At 34.8% G+C, this 19,066-nt stretch carries 22 protein-coding genes; 5 read left to right on the top strand and 17 right to left on the bottom strand.

The window, feature by feature from the left end; genetic code table 11:
- Positions 1-30: 30 nt before the first annotated feature.
- The 8 genes from miaB to T498_RS0113270 all read right to left on the bottom strand — a co-directional run bounded on the left by miaB (position 31) and on the right by T498_RS0113270 (position 6,608).
- Positions 31-1,464 (bottom strand): tRNA (N6-isopentenyl adenosine(37)-C2)-methylthiotransferase MiaB, encoded by a 1,434-nt coding sequence (gene miaB / locus T498_RS0113305; RefSeq protein WP_051524819.1) that lies wholly within the window; start codon positions 1,462-1,464, stop codon positions 31-33.
- An 18-nt stretch (positions 1,465-1,482) separates the two neighbouring features.
- Positions 1,483-2,727, bottom strand: a complete 1,245-nt coding sequence (locus T498_RS0113300) for a glutamate-5-semialdehyde dehydrogenase (RefSeq protein ID WP_028236352.1) — start codon at positions 2,725-2,727, stop codon at positions 1,483-1,485.
- Positions 2,728-2,745: 18 nt separating this feature from the next.
- The gene (locus T498_RS0113295; RefSeq protein WP_028236351.1) at positions 2,746-3,333 is read right to left on the bottom strand and encodes a 5-formyltetrahydrofolate cyclo-ligase; all 588 of its coding nucleotides are present in this window, start codon (positions 3,331-3,333) and stop codon (positions 2,746-2,748) included.
- Complete coding sequence (locus tag T498_RS0113290) at positions 3,314-3,535, bottom strand: DUF896 domain-containing protein (protein ID WP_197019974.1); 222 nt, start codon at positions 3,533-3,535, stop codon at positions 3,314-3,316. Before T498_RS0113290 ends, T498_RS0113295 begins: the two co-directional genes overlap by 20 nt.
- 2 nt (positions 3,536-3,537) lie before the next feature.
- Entirely contained in the window at positions 3,538-4,371 is an 834-nt protein-coding gene (gene proB / locus T498_RS0113285; RefSeq protein ID WP_028236349.1) for a glutamate 5-kinase, read from the bottom strand.
- A gap of 103 nt (positions 4,372-4,474) precedes the next feature.
- Positions 4,475-5,491: a UDP-glucose 4-epimerase GalE gene (gene galE / locus T498_RS0113280; RefSeq protein ID WP_028236348.1), complete on the bottom strand. Its 1,017-nt coding sequence runs from the start codon at positions 5,489-5,491 to the stop codon at positions 4,475-4,477.
- Positions 5,492-5,773: 282 nt separating this feature from the next.
- Positions 5,774-6,085 carry a hypothetical protein gene (locus tag T498_RS0113275; protein ID WP_028236347.1) on the bottom strand — a complete coding sequence of 104 codons (312 nt, stop codon included), beginning with the start codon at positions 6,083-6,085 and terminating at the stop codon, positions 5,774-5,776.
- Entirely contained in the window at positions 6,075-6,608 is a 534-nt protein-coding gene (locus T498_RS0113270) for a histidine phosphatase family protein (RefSeq protein ID WP_028236346.1), read from the bottom strand. The genes T498_RS0113275 and T498_RS0113270 overlap by 11 nt, the downstream gene beginning before the upstream one ends.
- A 212-nt stretch (positions 6,609-6,820) precedes the next feature.
- Between T498_RS0113270 and T498_RS0113265 the strand changes: the two genes are divergently transcribed.
- Positions 6,821-7,489: a hypothetical protein gene (locus T498_RS0113265; protein ID WP_155951080.1), complete on the top strand. Its 669-nt coding sequence runs from the start codon at positions 6,821-6,823 to the stop codon at positions 7,487-7,489.
- A gap of 107 nt (positions 7,490-7,596) precedes the next feature.
- Here T498_RS0113265 and T498_RS0113260 read toward each other — a convergent pair whose 3' ends face one another.
- The 4 genes from T498_RS0113260 to T498_RS0113245 all read right to left on the bottom strand — a co-directional run bounded on the left by T498_RS0113260 (position 7,597) and on the right by T498_RS0113245 (position 11,906).
- Complete coding sequence (locus T498_RS0113260; protein ID WP_028236344.1) at positions 7,597-8,295, bottom strand: ABC transporter ATP-binding protein; 699 nt, start codon at positions 8,293-8,295, stop codon at positions 7,597-7,599.
- Positions 8,296-8,315: 20 nt separating this feature from the next.
- Complete coding sequence (locus T498_RS0113255; protein WP_028236343.1) at positions 8,316-10,559, bottom strand: FtsX-like permease family protein; 2,244 nt, start codon at positions 10,557-10,559, stop codon at positions 8,316-8,318.
- A gap of 179 nt (positions 10,560-10,738) precedes the next feature.
- A complete protein-coding gene (locus T498_RS0113250) occupies positions 10,739-11,455 on the bottom strand; it encodes a hypothetical protein (RefSeq protein WP_155951079.1) in 717 nt (238 codons plus the stop codon).
- 4 nt (positions 11,456-11,459) lie between these two features.
- Positions 11,460-11,906 carry a hypothetical protein gene (locus T498_RS0113245; protein WP_028236341.1) on the bottom strand — a complete coding sequence of 149 codons (447 nt, stop codon included), beginning with the start codon at positions 11,904-11,906 and terminating at the stop codon, positions 11,460-11,462.
- A gap of 313 nt (positions 11,907-12,219) precedes the next feature.
- Here T498_RS0113245 and T498_RS0113235 point away from each other — a divergent pair, with 313 nt between their 5' ends.
- Positions 12,220-13,389, top strand: a complete 1,170-nt coding sequence (locus tag T498_RS0113235) for a glycosyltransferase (protein WP_197019973.1) — start codon at positions 12,220-12,222, stop codon at positions 13,387-13,389.
- On the top strand, positions 13,386-14,090 hold the full coding sequence (locus tag T498_RS0113230; RefSeq protein WP_155951078.1) for a hypothetical protein: 705 nt from the start codon (positions 13,386-13,388) through the stop codon (positions 14,088-14,090). The genes T498_RS0113235 and T498_RS0113230 overlap by 4 nt, the downstream gene beginning before the upstream one ends.
- Positions 14,091-14,244: 154 nt before the next feature.
- Here the strand turns inward: T498_RS0113230 and T498_RS0113225 are convergent, their stop codons facing one another.
- The 4 genes from T498_RS0113225 to T498_RS15865 form a co-directional block, all read right to left on the bottom strand.
- Positions 14,245-14,649: a GNAT family N-acetyltransferase gene (locus T498_RS0113225; protein WP_028236338.1), complete on the bottom strand. Its 405-nt coding sequence runs from the start codon at positions 14,647-14,649 to the stop codon at positions 14,245-14,247.
- 330 nt (positions 14,650-14,979) lie between these two features.
- Entirely contained in the window at positions 14,980-15,414 is a 435-nt protein-coding gene (locus T498_RS0113220) for a hypothetical protein (RefSeq protein WP_028236337.1), read from the bottom strand.
- A 131-nt stretch (positions 15,415-15,545) separates the two neighbouring features.
- A complete protein-coding gene (locus tag T498_RS0113215; RefSeq protein ID WP_028236336.1) occupies positions 15,546-15,983 on the bottom strand; it encodes a hypothetical protein in 438 nt (145 codons plus the stop codon).
- Positions 15,984-15,986: 3 nt separating this feature from the next.
- On the bottom strand, positions 15,987-16,280 hold the full coding sequence (locus T498_RS15865) for a zinc-ribbon domain-containing protein (RefSeq protein ID WP_051524818.1): 294 nt from the start codon (positions 16,278-16,280) through the stop codon (positions 15,987-15,989).
- Positions 16,281-16,574: 294 nt separating this feature from the next.
- On the opposite strand from T498_RS15865, the gene T498_RS0113205 reads away from it, so the two are divergent.
- Together T498_RS0113205 and T498_RS0113200 are read left to right on the top strand one after the other, a co-directional pair.
- On the top strand, positions 16,575-17,201 hold the full coding sequence (locus T498_RS0113205; protein ID WP_028236335.1) for a DUF6088 family protein: 627 nt from the start codon (positions 16,575-16,577) through the stop codon (positions 17,199-17,201).
- Positions 17,185-18,087 (top strand): nucleotidyl transferase AbiEii/AbiGii toxin family protein, encoded by a 903-nt coding sequence (locus tag T498_RS0113200; RefSeq protein WP_028236334.1) that lies wholly within the window; start codon positions 17,185-17,187, stop codon positions 18,085-18,087. The genes T498_RS0113205 and T498_RS0113200 overlap by 17 nt, the downstream gene beginning before the upstream one ends.
- On the opposite strand, the gene T498_RS15860 is transcribed toward T498_RS0113200, so the two are convergent.
- Positions 18,084-18,656, bottom strand: a complete 573-nt coding sequence (locus T498_RS15860) for a polymorphic toxin-type HINT domain-containing protein (protein WP_155951077.1) — start codon at positions 18,654-18,656, stop codon at positions 18,084-18,086. The two genes, T498_RS0113200 and T498_RS15860, sit on opposite strands and share 4 nt — an antisense overlap.
- Positions 18,657-19,066: the final 410 nt, after the last annotated feature.

Raw genomic sequence — 19,066 nt, 5'->3', positions numbered from 1 at the left:
TTATTCTCCCAATCGAACGAAATAATGATTCTACTCGGCAATCTCACCAATGAAATAGAATCCCTTACAACAGTTTAACCTAACATTGACTAATTTGCCAATCATAGATTCATCTCCTGGGAAATGAACTGTTACGTTATTTGCAAGCTTACCAGAAACAAGAGCTGAATCCTGCTCATTAACTTCCTCAACAAGAACTTCCTGAACTGTACCTTCCAAAGATTTCACCTTATCATGGCCATGCTTTTGCACAAGGGCAAGAAGTCTGTCGAATCTATCTTTGATTACATCCTCTGGAACCTGATTATCCATTGTTGCAGCAGGAGTACCTGTACGTTTTGAATAGATGAAGGTGAATGCGCTGTCGTAGTGAACCTTATCTACTACATCCATTGTCTCAAGGAAATCTTCTTCTGTTTCGCCAGGGAACCCAACAATAATATCTGTTGTAATTGCCACATCAGGAATACGTGCCTTAAGCTTATCTACAAGTTCAAGATAGTGCTCCTTTGTGTAACGTCGATTCATTTTCTTAAGGATTTCAGAGCTTCCTGACTGAAGTGGCAAGTGCATATGATGACAAACCTTAGGTAGTGTAGCCATAGCCTCAATCAATTCATCTGATAAATCCTTTGGATGAGGTGTCATGAAACGAATACGCTTTAAGCCTTCGATGTCATTAACCATACGAAGTAATTCTGCAAAAGTAACCTTTTCTTCAAGGCCAACACCGTAAGAGTTTACGTTCTGTCCTAAAAGCATAATCTCAACAACGCCGTCTGCCACTAAGCCTTTGATTTCATTTACAATGTCCTCTGGCTTTCTTGAACGCTCACGTCCACGAACATACGGAACAATACAGTATGTACAGAAATTATTGCAGCCAAAGCTGATGTTAACACCAGACTTAAATGGGTATTTACGCGAAATTGGAAGATTCTCAACAATCTTATCTGTATCCTTCCAAATATCGATAATCATACCCTTTTTATTAAGAAGAGCTGTTGTGAAAAGCTCAGCAAATTTATAAAGATTATGAGTACCAAAAATAAGATCTACAAACTTGTAATTATTCTGAAGATGCTCGATAACTGAAGGTTCCTGCATCATGCAGCCGCAGAGCCCAATCATCATATCTTTATTCTTTTTCTTGTAACCATGAAGAATACCAAGGTGACCATATACCTTGTTGTTGGCGTTTTCTCTAACAGTACATGTGTTATAAATTACAAAATCTGCATTTTCACTTTCAGTCTCAACATATCCGATTTCTTTAAGAACGCCAAGAAGCTTTTCGGAATCTCTAGCATTCATCTGGCAACCAAATGTGGTGACGCAACATGTAAGCTTGCGACCAAGCTCAGCTTCCTTCTTTTCAATTATTTTCTTTGCCTCAGCTATGAAATAATACTGACGCTCTGGCTCCTCTGTTGGAGCATTGTTTAATAAATCTGTAATACTCATTTCAATTCCTATCTAATATTATTTTCTAACCTGTCCATTCCCATGGATTGTATATTTATAGCTTGTTAAAGCAAGGAGTCCCATTGGTCCTCTTGCATGAAGCTTTTGTGTACTGATACCTATTTCTGCACCAAAGCCAAATTCAAAGCCATCAGTAAATCTTGTTGAGGCATTTACATAAACGCAAGATGCATCAATTCCATCAAGGAATTTGTTTGCATTTACCTCATCCTTTGTAATGATTGCTTCTGAATGTCCTGTATTATATTTGTTGATGTGGGCAATTGCCTCTTCAACCGACGATACCGTCTTAACAGAAATTATATAATCTAAATACTCTGTACCAAAATCTTTTTCTGTTGCAGCTTCAGCACCTTCCATTAAAGCCTTTGCTTTTTCATCAGCGAAAATCTGAACCCCGTGTTCTCTTAAAGCTACAGTAAGCTTTGGCAAAAGCTCTGCCGCAATTTCCTCATGAATAACAAGAGATTCACATGCATTACAAACACCTATACGCTGTGTCTTCGCATTTACGATAATGTTAATGGCCATATCAATATCAGCAACATGATCAACATAAATATGGCAGTTGCCTGAGCCTGTCTCGATAACTGGCACAGATGCATTTTCAACAACTGATTTTATAAGTCCAGCGCCGCCACGAGGAATCAACACGTCCACATAGTCATTCATACGCATAAGCTGATTGGTGGATTCCCTTGTGGTATCTTCTATAAGAGTGATTGCGTCAACAGGTACATTTTCCTTCTCAAGTGTAGACTTGATAACCTTTACAATAGCTTTATTAGACTCTAAGGCATCGCTGCCACCCTTAAGAATTACTGAGTTACCAGTCTTAAAGCATAAGCCAAAAACATCTGCCGTAACATTTGGCCTAGCCTCATATATTACACCAACAACTCCAATTGGTACAAGTCTTTTTGCTATCTTTAAACCATTAGGACGTTCCCATTCCTCTGTAATCTTTCCGATTGGATCATCTAAGTCAACTACCTGACGAAGTCCTTCTGCCATACCATGAATTCTGCTTTCATCAAGTTTTAATCTATCAAGTAGCCCCTGAGATAGCCCCTTTTTCTCACCATTTTCCATATCAATAGCGTTTGCTTTAACAATATCACCGCTATTTTTTTCAAGTGCATCTGCAACCGCAAGAATTGCTTTATTTTTCACTTCTGTAGAAAGTAAAGCAACCAAATATTTCGCTTCTTTAGCCTTTGTAGCAAGTTCAATTAATGTCATCATTATCTCCTCCTAAGTTTATCCAATTTGATAATCTTCCGTCACAACTACATCCATCCTGATATCATGAGGCATAGCTTTTATATTGTCTAAAATTTGATTTGTAAAACACGGGGCTATTTTAACTATACCTGGCTTATCACATAAAAATCTATCGTAAAACCCGGCGCCATACCCTAGACGATTAAGATTTTTATCAAAAACAAGACCTGGTGTAATGCAAATAACATTTTCGGATTTTGAATTTTCATAATCAAAAGGGGCTAAGCCATTATTGGGCTCCATAATATCATAGGCGCCTTTATGAAAATCATTTCGTATATGCGATATTTTATAAAAAGTGAGTGTATGTTCTTTAATGTCAGAAACTGGAAAATACAGAGATTTTCCTAATTCTAAAAGATGTTCATATAGCGGCAACAAAGCCACTTCCGAACCAAAAGGATAAAAGCATAAAAAAATATTAGCTCCTTTAAAATCAGATTCTAAAAGAGCCAAAACATTTCGTGAAATATCTGCAGATTTTAAAGCATGTTCCTCAGCAGACATATTATCTCTAAGCTTTTTATGTATTAATCTAAGTTCCTTACTTTGATTTCTTTCCATATTTTTCGCCAAGATTTTCTACATTTCCATTTTCATCAACAATATCAATATTATTGAGCTGTGCTCTAATATTGCCTCTAATCGCAGCAATATATGCCTTTCTAAGAGCAGCCTGCTCTTCTTTTTCAGCTTCATTTAGACCTTCTGCTTTACTCTTGTGATAAAGCTCGTTAATTCTTGTAATATCTTTCTCTGTAATCATCATTAATCCTCTAACAAATCTAATACATGGACATCGTCCCTTTTGTTTGCAACAAAAAGAGTGCCCTTGTCTTTATTTTCGAAAATACGGTGGACATTACCAATGTGTTTTCCATTTGTAATGACCATATCTGCGCCGGAGTATGTTGCAATCTGTGCTGCGCGAATCTTTGCAGTCATACCGCCTGTACCAACATCTGAAGTGCTATCTCCACTAGCCATATTTGCAACAGCGTCTATATCTTCAACAATAGGTACAAACTCTGCATCTGGATTGGTGCTAGGGTCATCAGTATATAGACCATCGATATCAGAAAGTAGTACCAAAGCATCTGCCTTTACAAGTGCAGAAACGATAGCCGACAAAGAATCATTATCACCAAACTGGATTTCATGTGTGGCAACAGTATCATTCTCATTAACAACTGGAATAACACCAAGCTCAAAAAGCTGCTCGAAAGTGTTCTTAGCGTTCTCGCGAGATTCAGGATCAGTCATAGTCTTTTTGGTGATAAGAATCTGACCAGCCCTTTGATTATACTCTGAAAACAGCTTCTGATAAACAGACATAAGATAAGCCTGCCCAATAGAGGCGCAAGCCTGCTTGGTTGCTAAATCATGTGGACGTTCTTTAAGCCCTATAGCATAGCGACCTACTGCAATAGCACCTGATGACACAAGACAAACATCCTTGCCCTGAGCCCTAAGGTCACATAGCTGTCTAACAAGCCTTTCTAATTTTGTATAATCGATATTTCCTGTAGCCTCATGTGTAATGGTTGATGAACCAACCTTTATGACTACCCTTTTTTTCTTTGTAAAATCTACTCCGTACATAACAATCTCCGTAATATAATCCGTCTAATCATAACACATATATATTAAAAAGTCACCAAAGAATCCTTTGGTGACTTTATTTGTACAACTATTATGTTTTGAATTAATCGTCGTATCCGTTAGGGTTGTTCTTCTGCCATCTCCATGAGTCAGCACACATTTCTTTAATGCCAAACTCAGCTTCCCATCCAAGCTCTTCTTTAGCCTTTGTAGCATCAGAATAACATGTAGCAATATCACCTGCACGACGAGGCTTGATTGAATATGGGATTTTGATGTCATTTGCTTCTTCGAAGTTCTTAACAATATCAAGAACTGAATAACCAACACCTGTACCAAGATTGTAAATGCTAAGACCTGAATTGTCCTGAATCTTCTTAAGCGCCTTAACATGTCCCTTTGCAAGGTCTACAACATGGATGTAATCACGGACACCTGTGCCATCTGGAGTATCGTAATCGTTACCGAATACACCAAGCTCAGGAAGCTTTCCAACTGCAACCTGTGTAATATAAGGCATAAGGTTGTTTGGAATTCCGTTAGGATTCTCTCCCATTGTTCCTGATGGATGAGCTCCAATTGGATTGAAGTAACGAAGAAGAACTACATTCCACTCGTTATCAGCCTTCTGGATATCTGAAAGAATCTGCTCAAGCATAGACTTTGTCCATCCATATGGGTTTGTGCACTGTCCCTTAGGGCACTTTTCTGTAATAGGAATCTCTGCTGGGTCACCATAAACTGTAGCTGATGATGAGAAAATGATGTTCTTGCAGTTATGCTGTCTCATAACATCAACAAGTGTAAGTGTACCTGCAATATTATTTTCATAATATTCCCAAGGCTTCTGAACTGATTCACCAACAGCCTTAAGACCTGCAAAATGAATACATGAATCAAGCTGCTCCTTCTCAAAAACCTCATTTAATCTATCACGATCTAAAATATCACCTTTGTAAAACTTTACTGGCTTTCCTGTGATAGCCTCTACTCTTTCAAGTGATTTTTCAGATGCGTTGCTAAGATTATCATAAACAACAACATCATATCCAGCCTGCTGAAGCTCTACACATGTGTGGCTTCCGATGAAACCAGCACCGCCTGTAACTAAAATAGCCATAAAAATATCCTCCTTATGTTTCTATCCGGTATTAGCTTAGCAGAAAGCACTTAAGAATTAAAGTAAATTAAGTATAGATTTTTTTGCAAAAGCGACCATAATATAGCTATTTTACACAAAAAATATATTCTGGGTACGAATTCTATCATCGCCCCATACGCTTATGAACCTTTGCAATCTGTTTACAATAAACAACTACAGCTCAAAATCTGCTTCATCAGATAGATTCTCATAAAATTCAGTAGATTTATCTGAGTCAGGCACAAATGCTATACCAGAATATCACATTCCAACGATAACATGCGGCATTAAGTATGATTTGCGATACAAAAATAAAGAAAAACCCCATTTTTTATCACAAGCAAACAAATAAATGCTGGCTCCGACAAACTTTGCGATAAAAAATGACAATATTTGCTGAATTCGTATCGCAAATTGTCTAAGAGGCCACATTGTTACGTTAGCTTGTGATAAAACTATGACTTCTTGCTTACAAAACAATGAAATTGTCAGCAAGAAGTCATCTATTAAGCTTGCCACTATTTTTTTTATTCCATCACTTATATCCCCTCGTATAATCATTTTAAAAATCATACCTCTTAATCTCGCAATTCTTAATTCCACAAGAAGAAAACTCTTCGTTATTCATTTCCCTAAAGTATGATTCTACCATCCTTGCAATTCCATTATGGGCTACCAATATAACTTCCCTGTCAGACTTTTTTATATCATCTATAAGATTGTAAATTCTCTGGGCCAAATGTAGCATTGATTCACCTGTTCCAAATCTGCTTGCCATATCCTTTTTTGCTTCATGGAATTCTGCTCCATCCCTAGGAGTAGACTCAAATCTACCAAAATTCTGCTCCTTAAGTCTTGGCTCAATTTCCACAGGGATTCCTGTAATCTCAGAGATATGTCTTGCTGTTTCTTTTGCCCTTACAAGAGGGGATGCAAGTATTACATCTGCAGTAATTCCCTGTTCTAATATCTTTTTTCCTGTTTCAATAGCCTGCTCATGACCTCTTTCTGTTAGTTCAATATCTGTCACTCCGCAAATCTTGTTTTCGACATTCCAAACAGTTTCCCCATGTCTAATAAAATAAAAATGATTCATATTTATCTACTTCCTTCTTTTAATAATGTTTTAAAATGCTGCTCAAATGATTCAACAATGAAATTATCTGCAAATATCTGCCTTTGGCAAATTCGCCTTCACATTTAATTTTAAAGTATCACTTTATTTGAAATTTTTAAAGTGATACTTATCAGCTATCAATATGTTGATATTTAGATTCATATATACGATAATGTGCAAGTAATTTTTAAATGAATGGAACTAAGTTTATGAAAAAGACAGCCATTATTTTTTTACTGTCTTCTCTATTATTTTGCTCATGCAGTTTCAAAAATGATTATCAAAATACTGCAATCGAAAGAGATAAAATAGAAGCAGGATTTGTAAATGAGGAAGCTGGAAATAATAGTCAAGATGACGCGAAATCAAAAAATGATTCTACTAACATAGATTCTAAGGATAGTATTACAAATAAGGAATTGACCAATTACTCTTTCGAGTCCCATGGAAGCACCATCAATCTAAACTTTTCAGAAGGATTATATGAAGCTATTGAAAAAGAGACTCACGATTCTTATTCGGATAATTATGTATTTTCAAAGGATGACTATGGCGTAGTTATGGTATGGGCAAAGCCATATTCTGATTTCGATATGTCTGGTACCACCGCCGAGTCAACTACTAAAGATTCTGCGAATAAAATGGGTAATGAAGTATCTGACTATTCCTTTGAAGAATATCGTGATCAGAGTTTTAGTGGATATATTGAAACTTATAGTATTCTAGATAAAAACGGCCAAATTCTATATTGTAAGAATTTTGTTATCTCTGATGAGGATAATATATTCTTACGCATTTTAATCAAAGTTAAAAATAGCAGTGCTTTGGATGATGTTTCATTTAAAACTACCCAGCCTTAGAAAAATGACATTAATTTAAAGGAATAAAGAAAGGTTGCTCACTTGCACCTTCTTCAGTGCCTGACCCCTTTACGCAATTTAGCATATTTTATAAAGCTAAATAATTGTCACAGATTATCCAATTCCTCTGCCGATACAGGATTTGGATTTTTTATTACATCAATAATCATTCCATCTTTCATTATTATTGTTGTGTCCATCATCTGTGTAATAGCATTATTATGCGTGACAAAAATGATTGTTGTACCATACTTTCTATTGATTTCTTCTAGCAGTTTCAATATTTCTTTGGAAGTAGTTGAATCCAATGCGCCAGTCGGTTCATCACATAAAAGTATGGGTGAATTTTTAATCAATGCTCGCGCAATAGATACTCTCTGCTGCTGACCTCCAGATAATTCTGGAGGATACATGTTTTCGAACTGTTTCAGTCCAAGGGTACTCAGAAGTCCTTCGTAATTCATTGGTGACTTACTAAGCTTTTCTCCAACCTTTATATTGTCTCTTACACATAAATTAGGTAAAAGATTGTAAAACTGAAACACAAAGCCCAGTTTATCTCGTCTAAAACGCCTTAGTTCTTCTTTATTAAGGCTATTTATATTTGTTTCATCAATTATTATTTCTCCTTCATCCACTTTCTCTAATCCACCTATACTATTAAGTAATGTTGACTTTCCACTTCCTGAAGCGCCTATGATTGCACATTTTTCACCAGACTGAATTTCACAAGACACACCCTTCAATGCATGAACCGTACCTGTTCCGCTTCCATATGCTTTCTTTATATTTCTTACAATAACCATATACCACTAACCACCTTTCACTATTCCCTCGCCCTAATATACTGTAACTCGTCTATATCTTTAATTTGTTTAAACGAAACAACTACAGCTATCAAGTATATTAGAATAATTATCAGAATATCTCGTATAAATCTCTTAATGGAATACGTCAAAAATATTCCTATAGGTGTTGTTGCTAAAAGATAAGGTACCGCAATCTTTGAAAACTCAAATCCAATAATTAACCCCATAACTCCACATACTATTGAATATAATGCTGTACTTGAAAGGAATACTATTTGCAGTTCAACGTTGCTATATCCAAGCACAGAGTAAATGGCAATATGCCGCGTTGCACCATTTATTGAAAATCTCACAATATAAATAATCATCGCAGCGAAGAAGAATACAGACACAACTATAAAGAACACTTTCATACTACCTGCTTCCTCAGCAAAACTATCGATAGGATTCAAATAATCTTCCCTACTATATGAACCTAGCAATTCTCTAGGACTATAATTACACACCACATCAGAATATATAGAATTATATACATTTCCTCGCCCCAAAAGATTACGCAAATCATCTATATCCATAAATGCAGTATACATTACCTTATAATCAGCTATTCCAGCAATGATAAAAATGTACTTTTTTCCTGTCACACCATCATATACTGTTAAACTATCATCTTTTTGTAATCCATATCTATTAGCAATAGCTTTACTAATTATAATTCGACCATTTAAATTATCTGTACTTACATCAAAATATTCACTCGAGGATTCGATACCCAAAAACTCAATATCAAGCACATATCCCAGATTATCATATTTAAAAGTCTTTTTATAAACTGCTTCCCCGTTATTAAGTGGCTCATACGTTTCATCTAGCAAATCATATACATATTTATACCTAATTTCTTGTGGCAGTCTATTCTGAATGTTGCCGACAAATTGACCAAGCCCGCATCCAAGCATATATATTATGCCAGCTACTAACGAACCTATAAAAAGAACTATGAATAAACCAAAATCTTTAGAAATACGTGAACATATCAGGTTAAACATAATCCCTTTGTTATCGTGCCCCTTATAGCATTTTTCGTTAATATCCATAGTACCTTTTAGCAAGATTACTGGTGGCTTTGAAAAGCTTTTATTAAGTATAATTACATTGATCAAAAAGCAACTTGTTGGAGGCATTAATACACAATACACAAATATAAATGGAGATGTTTTAAGAGGTACATATGGTACACAATAATAATTCGAATTGGAAACCAGCTCTGTAGCACTAAAACAAACACTACCGAGCCATCCCAGTAAGCCTGCTACAAAGGAAACTAGTGTAGGTGGCGCAAGATACATAAAGATTACTTCAATTTTTTTTACTCCCATGGCATAAAGAGCACCAATTGATGAGCTTTCTTTTTCAATAGTTTTCTTTATATTTAGATAAAATATAACAGATACAAGAAATAAGAGACCTATACCGACAGCAAATCCGCATATTTCATACGCGAAACCATCCTCAACTGCACTACACATTCTTCCATTATTATTTCGAGGAATAAATGTCATGACCATGTCATCCGATTCTAATAGAGCCATTAATTCGAGTCTTAGATTTTCGTCTGTTGCGCCTTTTTCTAACTTATAAGAATATACATACTCCTGTCTAGTCGCCATTCCTGCTTCTGATAATAGCGACGCATATGCTTCATCTGTTAAAAAAGCTAAGCCAAATACTAAACTATTTGAACCATAATCTGAAATATTCCTATCTGGTTCATCATAATCAGTCACTGAACCTAGCCCTGTTATAAAATATTCTTTGGAATTAATGCTAATAACATCCCCTACCAATAGATTATGATTGGCAGCAAAACATTTATCTAATACTACCTCATTATTTTTCTTAGGATAAACACCTTTGTCTAATACTACTAAATCAATATTTTTGCGAAGTTTAAATATACGAAGAATACTATCATTATCAATTTTTAAATCAAATGAAAATATACGTTCTAGAGTAACCCCTCCATTTTTTTCCAAAGATATTTCCGTTTTTTCTTTTAAAGGGGCTCTAAGTGAAAATTGACCATCTTGATAATTTGATGTGATATAATTTGCATTGCAAACTATATTATAAGAATATGTAATAGATGCCAATGTCGCAGCTACATACATACCGACAGAAATAAACAAAACCATCAACAAGTACGTAGTCCTGTTCTTATAAATATCTTTTAATAAGCTGTTTTTTAATATTCCAAGCATAATAAATACCTCTTCAACCCATAAAAGATTAACTATAATGCCACAAAACTATTGAATACTAATTACATAAAAAATCCTATCATAATAATGTGTTCAAAAAATGGTATGTAAGATCATAAATTGAAAGACGGAGTGCCTGACCCCTTTACATAGAAGGGTAATTTGTTGGACAATATTATTTATCTAAAAAGGAATCCAAGTGGATCTATATCAAAAAACATACAGGCAAAGACTAGCAACCAGCAAATTGCAATGGTTCCAATAATCACTTTTATCAGTATGTCATTCCTAAGATGGTAAAACGGAATCTTCCCTAATCCTATAAGAAGAACCCAAGCACCAACTAGGATGTGAATCCAAGGAAATAGATTAAGAAATAAGTTTCCAGTACCTAGTGAGCCTATAAAAATAAAGGTACCAACAAACAATAGTAATGCACCTACTAATCGTAAGTAATATCCTTGTCTCCAACCTATATAAGCATGCTTCCATACACCTGGTCGATAGGAAAAACCTTTATCTATCAAATAATGCTCTATTATTGAAAAAAGCTTTTGCTCGTCGTGGTCAATAGTAGACCAGTCTTTAACATCCACCTTTTTCCTCCACTTCAAATTTTCATTGGCAGTAACAGAATACATCCCTCTAGACTCTGCTGATATAGGTGGCTTGTACTCATCACAGTGGACTGTCATTTCCCCGCCATAAAATGTTCCGTCTGCACGGAGCTTATATTCTACAGAAAAGGGACGATATCTTTTTGGATTAGCACCTTCAAGAATCTCCTGAGTCTTCCATCTTCCAATAATGGTGTTTCCTTTAACTTCTATAATAAAAGGATATTCCTCTGCATTTAGATCTCTAAGAATGGCTTCTTTTAACTCATCACGTTCCATATCATTATTCACCTATTTCAAAATAGTCTTTTACATTAAAAGTCTCTCCAGTAGGCTCCTCCTTATCAGTAATGCCTGAAACATATTCTGTTATGTAGGTTTCTCCTGTGGCGGTATCAATGTAAAAACGAACAATCGCTGCAGTATAGGATCTAAATGCAACAACTATCTGCTTGTCATCACTAGACTCAATATTCCAGTAAACCTCATACTCTCCAGACTCTTCTAATTCTTTTACATCAGGATAATTCTCATAGCAGTAGTTTTTTATAGCATTAAAAGCCTCATCATCAGTAATTGAATCTGCACCGCTCTCATCATCTTTTGTTGAATCCGATTCTAATATAATACTTGTAGGCTCATCTGCCCCACCAATTATCTCATCACTCTGCTTATTTCCACAGCCCACAAGCATACAAGCCAATAATAATGTAACTAACGTCTTTTTCATAAATAATCCCTTTGCTATATTTTTTCTTTCTAATATATCACAGAAGGGTATTTGATTATATTATTTACTTAGGATTTTTTATTCTCCATAACTACAATATTCATATCATGCTTTGGAAGTTGCTTTGTCCATTCTCCCTCAAGAGCACTTCCCTCAAGCATTGTACATCTATCCCTGTCTGTTTTTGGCGCAAATACTGCAAGATATTTATTTTTAACAAATTAATCATACCGATTTGATACACTACCAGAAATAAAGTTAAAAAGTAAGGCTGTATTATTTGAGACGGACAATCTGGAGGGGGATGGTGCAATTGAAGGTTCTAATTACTTCTGATGGATATAGGGACGATATAAATGGCGTTGCCCAGATAGTAGCAGTTTACGCTGATGAAATGAGAAGGCGTGGAATTGAAGTGAAAGTTCTTACTTTATCCGACCAGAATATAAGTTATAAAAATGGTGATGATTATTACCTGCAATCATATAGATCAATCTTTTATCCTGAATGGAAAAAGAGTCATATCAGAAGACATGCATTTATCGATGAAATTGTTGCATGGAAGCCTGACATTATCCATATTCACACAGAAGGTCCTACCGGGATCATAGCTAATATGATTTCTGATATTTGTGGTGCGCCTATTGTCATGACGTCTCATACAGATTATTCAAAATATGTGTTTGGAAAAGTTTCCAAAATTTTTCCAATCACATTGATTCCGATAGTGTGGGGGCTTTTTGCATATAAACATGCAAGTCTTGTTATATTGCCCGCTGAAAAAGCACTGACATTCGATCAGCATGTATTCGTAAAGAATAAGTGTACAGTTTTACATAACGGAATAAATCTAAAAAAGTTTCAGAGAAATGTGACCAAAGAAGAGCGCAGAAAGTTGATGAGCCAATACGGCATCCGTGACAATAATAAGATTCTCCTTGTGGTATCACGTCTTGGTAAGGAGAAGAAAATTACAAACATCCTGAATTGGATGAAACAACTTTTGGAAAAAGATCCGGAGATTCAGCTTGTTATCGTAGGAGACGGATTATACCGGAAAAAACTGGAAAAACAGACAGCTAAACTAAATATAAATGATTCTGTTTTTTTCACAGGAAGAATTCCTCCTGATCAGATTTATCGTTTTTATAACATAGGAACAGTCTATGTTTCGGCATCGGATTTTGAGGTTAACAGTTTGTCATATATTGAGGCTATGGCCTGTAGTTTGCCAATAGTATGCAGAAAAGACATGTGTCTTAAAGGAGTTCTGGAAAACGGAGTAAACGGGTATTCCTTTGAAACTGGAGATGATTTTTGTGAATATATCATGAAAATATTAGAAAATGAGGATATGCGGCTTAAACTTGGCCAAAATGCGAAAGAGATGTCTTTGAGGTTTGATGATAAACATTTCGTGGACAGCACGCTGGAAATCTATGATGAAGTCATTACAAACATGGAAGGGGTATGTGCACATTGAGTAAAGTTGATAATCTTGACGGGGTAATGGAAAAATTCGACAGACGCTTTCGCCTTAAAAAGACAATAAATCTGGTAATATCCATGGTTATTGTGATGATTGGAATAGTTCCGATGTATATTGTCTTTGCAAAAAAGGCAGGAATATATGCTCTCAGATGGCTCACTGTTGATGGAACGCTTTTTACTATGATTGGCTCACTCATATTTATAGTTGTTAACATGTATGAATTAGTTACAAGTAAAGAAATGACGCATGTTCCGGTATATTTTATAAGACTTTCCTGTGCAGTTTCAGAGGCGGTAATAATGATTGTGGTATTTATAGGATTCTGCCTGGGAGATCCGTCAGCTCTTGATGAGTGGGATGAGGTTGTAACTCACTTTATTCTCCCTGTTCTTATGGTTATTTCATTCATTACAAATGATTCACCAATAGGCAAAGTAAAACCTCTTACGAGACTTAACGGAACCTGGTTTATTACGATATATGGACTTATAATTATTCAGCTTTTCACAGCAGAAGTTATGCCAATGAATATGATTCCTTATCCTTTTTTGGATCCTACCAAGTTACCTATATGGATGATAATTGGCTCGATTTTGATTATATATATCATTGCATACTCTATAGCTACAGTGCTGTATCTTCTTAACAGGAAGCTGTCATGGTTATGGTTTTTTGAAGTTACGAGCCTTTGAAAAAATCTCTGTAAATTTAATAATGGACAATGCCAATCCGAAATTGGGGCAAAGTTCGTGGAGAGCTTTCAATCATGTATGCTGGCAGATTAACAGACTAAAAATTATGACCTCAGTCTCTTAACTGAGATTGAGGTCTTTCAATGGTTATAAATTATGTCCACAAGGATGTTATAAACATAGGTGATGCATCTTTACTTTTTTCAAAGCCACAGTTGTTGTAAAAGTTCATTTCATTGTCATATGCAATTACAGCTATTCTAAGATAGCTTTCGTACTTTTCTTTAATCTTTTCGATTAAAGTCCTGCCAATCTTCTGATCTTGATAATCAGGATTTACCAACAAATAATGGACGTATGCATTCATAACACCATCATCCATGGCACATACCATTCCAACAAGTTTATCCTTATCATAAGCTGAAAAAACGGTATTAAAATTTTTCATTGCTACACAGAGTTTTTCAGGATAATGACCTGAAGACCAATCCACTGATAAAAATAATTCTTCTAGTTCATTTTTATTAAAGTTATGCTTATCTGTATATTTGATGTTCATTGTTGCCTCCTTATACTAGTTCCATTTCAGATTCCATTTTTTATGCCCTCCTATGATTGTATATGTTTTCAAAAGCATACACTAAGAAGTTGAATAAAACAAATATTTCTTGACTTGTCTTCCAAGGAACTGTATAGTTCTAAAAAAGGATGTAGCCAATCTGACTACACCCATCACAAATCTAAATTATCATAGAAGTTCCATATTTACAGAAAAAAATTCATAGGCTCAAAGAATCTTAAATACGATATCTTAAAATCCATTGCAGATAAGTTAGGATTTACAATAGCAAATTCAATAATTCAAATTCAAAATTCTAGATTCTACTACTTACGTAATCTCTATGGAAAAAACCAGTGTATTAAAATCATCTATACTGGACGTAGTACATCTATACTCTCTATATTTACCATTTTCTTTTACAATCATTCCGCTGTAATCACCTAATGATCGAAGATTTCCATCAGTCCTTTCATAAACATTGTAAACACTAAGTTTTCCCCTTTTTGAACTCACTTTTACTATCGCATCTTTTGGACAGGTATCTTCCATCAGATAAAACTCTTTACCGGTTAATCCATTAATATCTATTAAGCCATCACCAAAATCAACAGCAATCCGGATTCCCTGCTTATATTTCGAATTGGTTGATATAATATTAACTTTTAAAGTTGTATTATCTTGAAACTCAATTACATCCCACAATAACACATCATCACGATTATATATTTTATTATATACTTTGCTTTCACCTATATTACTCATTTTTTTCTTCCATAAATTATTCCGCCTCCAAATTACTCATATCAAAAATAGTATCACATTGAATTCTTTCAAAGTGATACTATTATATTTTACATCTTTAATACATCATATTTTGATAAAAGATTGCTTTTTTAGTTTACAAATACTGCACTAGCCCATCCATTCTGTTGTAAGAGAACCCTTAAATTGAAATCCTCATCTAGGCAAAATCTTGTTTGCTCAGCATTACCAAATAAAACCTTCTTTTTAAGCATCTTCTCAATATCAGAATTTACTGTTTCTACATCTTTTCTTAATGCCTTAGAGAAATCATAAACAGTATATTCAGGATGATTTACCATTAATACTCCGTATTCACGAAGATTATCAGTTACATTATCAATTTCCTTACATCTATAAAACTCAAGTATAGTAAGTGCTAAGAAAACTACTGCAGGAATTAATGCGAATGCAACTAAGCAAAACAATGTGATTAACAGGAATAGACCTACAAATACTCTTCTGAACGAATTGAAAAAAATTACAAGATAAGCCTTACCATTTTTCTTTCTATACTTTTTATCCAACATATCTTATGCCCCCTTTTTGTTTTCGCTGTAACCGAATTCGTTATCAACCATAGTTACTATACGATTGCAGAATGCTTTCGCCTCTGCCTTCTTTATCTTTCTTTCAAAAGTACATGCTGGACAAATAATTGAATAGCGAGTATGAAGTGGAATCAATGGAATGAAAAATAATGTAAAATATGATCTTTTTCTGATAATCCCATGCTTTACCATATTATTACAATTCATGCAGAGTTCATTAGTTTCAATCTCTGTCATAACTTTTGTTTTTTCAGTTGTACCAAATAAAATAAACATTTTCTTTCTCCCTTCGTTAGGCTATCTGCCTTTATAGGTATATAGCCTATACAATTTTTCCAACAGAAGATATTATCTCAAATTATCAAGATATACGCAATATGTTTCTGTTGGTCATTTTTCAAATTTATAGATTGATTGTCTAACCCCAATGTGATACTTAAGTTGACCACATTAGTTAGGCTGCCCCCTTTACAACTTGAGACTACTTTTTCTTTGACATATTCTAATAACATGTTAAAATAGACTTAACGAAATATATTTTTTATTTCAGATTGTTAAGGCGGTGATGATATGATATACAATTACATAAAAGATAAGTATAAAGAAGGTGAGCCAATCTTCTTCTCAGATATATATGATGGCACTATTTCAAAGCCAGCCCTTACCCAGCAGCTATCTACGCTATGCAAAAAGGGGGTGCTTGCTAAGTATGATAATGGCATTTATTATATACCAAAGAAAACCAGGCTTAAATCAGCAGTTGGACCAACAGCAGATACCGTTGCCAAATATAGATTTATAGTCAAGAATGGAAAGGTTGATGGATTCTATACAGGAAATACCTTTGCAAATCAGATTGGCATCTCTACCCAGGTTCCTCATGTAGTTGAGATAGTAAGTAACAACACTAACTCAGCCCCTAGGGATGTTATTATTGGTAACAGAAAATTTAATGTAAAAAAGCCACTTACAGCCATCACCGAAGAAAACGTATACATATTACAAATGCTGTATCTATTGTCGGATTTAGACTCATATTTAGATTATGATTATGAAGAAGCCAGACAATGCTTCTTGAAATTTATTGAATCACATAACATAAAAAGAAGCGACGTGGATGAATATATAAGAAAGTTTCCACTCACAGCATTCAAATTTTATTATGAATTGAGGTTAGACAATGTACTTGCACAATGATAAAGAATTATTTGGCGATACCGTCGCCCTTACTGCAGAAAAGATGGGTCAAGCCCAAGATATCATAGAGAAGGATTACTATGTCACAATTATCCTTAAGGAGCTTTCTTCATGTGATTATCCTATCTGCTTTAAAGGCGGCACTTCTCTTTCGAAGGCCTTTGGAGTAATAGATCGTTTTTCAGAAGATATTGATATTACATTCACTGAACATTTAGGAAAAAGCAGAAGAAAGAATCTTAAATACGATATCTTAAAATCCATTGCAGATAAATTAGGATTTACAATAGCAAACTGGGATTCTATTGAAAGTAATAAAGATTACAATCACTACGATTTTGCATATAGCTCCATAGTAGATAATCCTTTTTTGACTACATATGTAAAGCTGGAAACTGCCCTAATGTCTTATGCTTTTCCAACCGAAGAGAGAATGATAGGAAACTATATCTATGAAGCTTTAAAAGATGAGGAACCTGAATTAATTGAAGAGTATAATCTTCTGCCATTTCCTATGCAGGTGCAATCTTTAGAGCGAACATTGATTGATAAGCTGTTTGCTTTATGTGACTACTACATTCAAAACAAAGCTGCAAGAAACTCACGCCATCTATATGATATTTATAAGCTTGGACAGCAAGTTGCAGTAGATGAAAATTTCAAATCTCTTGTCACTGAGGTTCGTAATCATAGATTAGAAATAAAAGATAATGTAGCTCCTTCTGCCGAGCCTAGCGTAGATATAGCTGCCACAATCAAAGAATTTTGTGATAAAGATTTCTACGAAAATGATTACGAGCGTACCACTAGAAATCTCATATCTGATGAGATTTCATATCAAGATGTGAAGGCATTTATAATGGAATTTACAAAAGATATTTTTTAATGGTTCTGGCGAGCCTTATCCAACTCGTCTTCTATCGCATTATTATGCTTAACATTACCTTTTCCATGCTCCTTCCCCCATTTTGTTCTGCTTTCCTTTACTTTTTTATCGAAGCTATCAAGTGCTGATCCATCACATTCATTATGCACCAGTACCCCATGCTCACCTACAAAGTAAGTATGGTCTTCCATTACACAGAAGTTGTATACAGTTACTGGTTCATCATGATGTACGCATTCAACAGAATCTACTGAAGCTGTGCTACCATCTTCGGTTGTGAGCTCATCGCCTTCTTCAAGATCTTTAGCCTCTACCTGCTCGCCATCTTCATCATAGAATGGATGATTTGCAGTAGTCTCAATATCCTCGCCATCAATAGTTACGATGTATGTCTCATCAACCTCATGTGAGAATACTTCAAGTACCGGAGCGGTCTCAGCATCCTGACTTACATCTACGGATTGTTCTACACCAACTGTTTCCTTGGCATAAACCATATCTCCTGGCTGGATGTTTTCAATAGAAATCAATCCTACCGTTCTAAGGACCGCAGGTTCCAGCTGTTGCAACTTTCATAATCTTTTCCAGTTAAAACAATTGGAAAAGCACTTACAACCATTCAAACGCTGCATAAAAAAGTATCACTTTATTTACAATTTTAAAAGTGATACTCAGATTCTACCAAATATCAATAAAAAACACCAAAACAAGTATCACTATTTGCCAGATTTAAATAGTGATACTTGAAAAAGCAAAAATCAACAGAGATTTCAAAAATATCAGTATCACTTTGAATTATAAGGTTAAAGTGATACTCAAAAATATGAAAACAACCTATTTTTCACCAAAATTGAGTATCACTTAGAAAAAATCGCTAAAAGTGATACTTCTCGGTTAAAGTGACCAAACAGTAAATGGCTCAATGAAATTTCCTAGATTCCTCCAACTAACTGAATGTATAAAAAATGAGTACCACTTC

The sequence above is a fragment of the Pseudobutyrivibrio sp. MD2005 genome (assembly GCF_000621865.1).
Classification (GTDB): Bacteria; Bacillota; Clostridia; order Lachnospirales; family Lachnospiraceae; genus Pseudobutyrivibrio.
The sequence above is the reverse complement of the archived record's forward strand: the minus strand, read 5'-3'. Positions and strand labels throughout refer to the sequence as shown.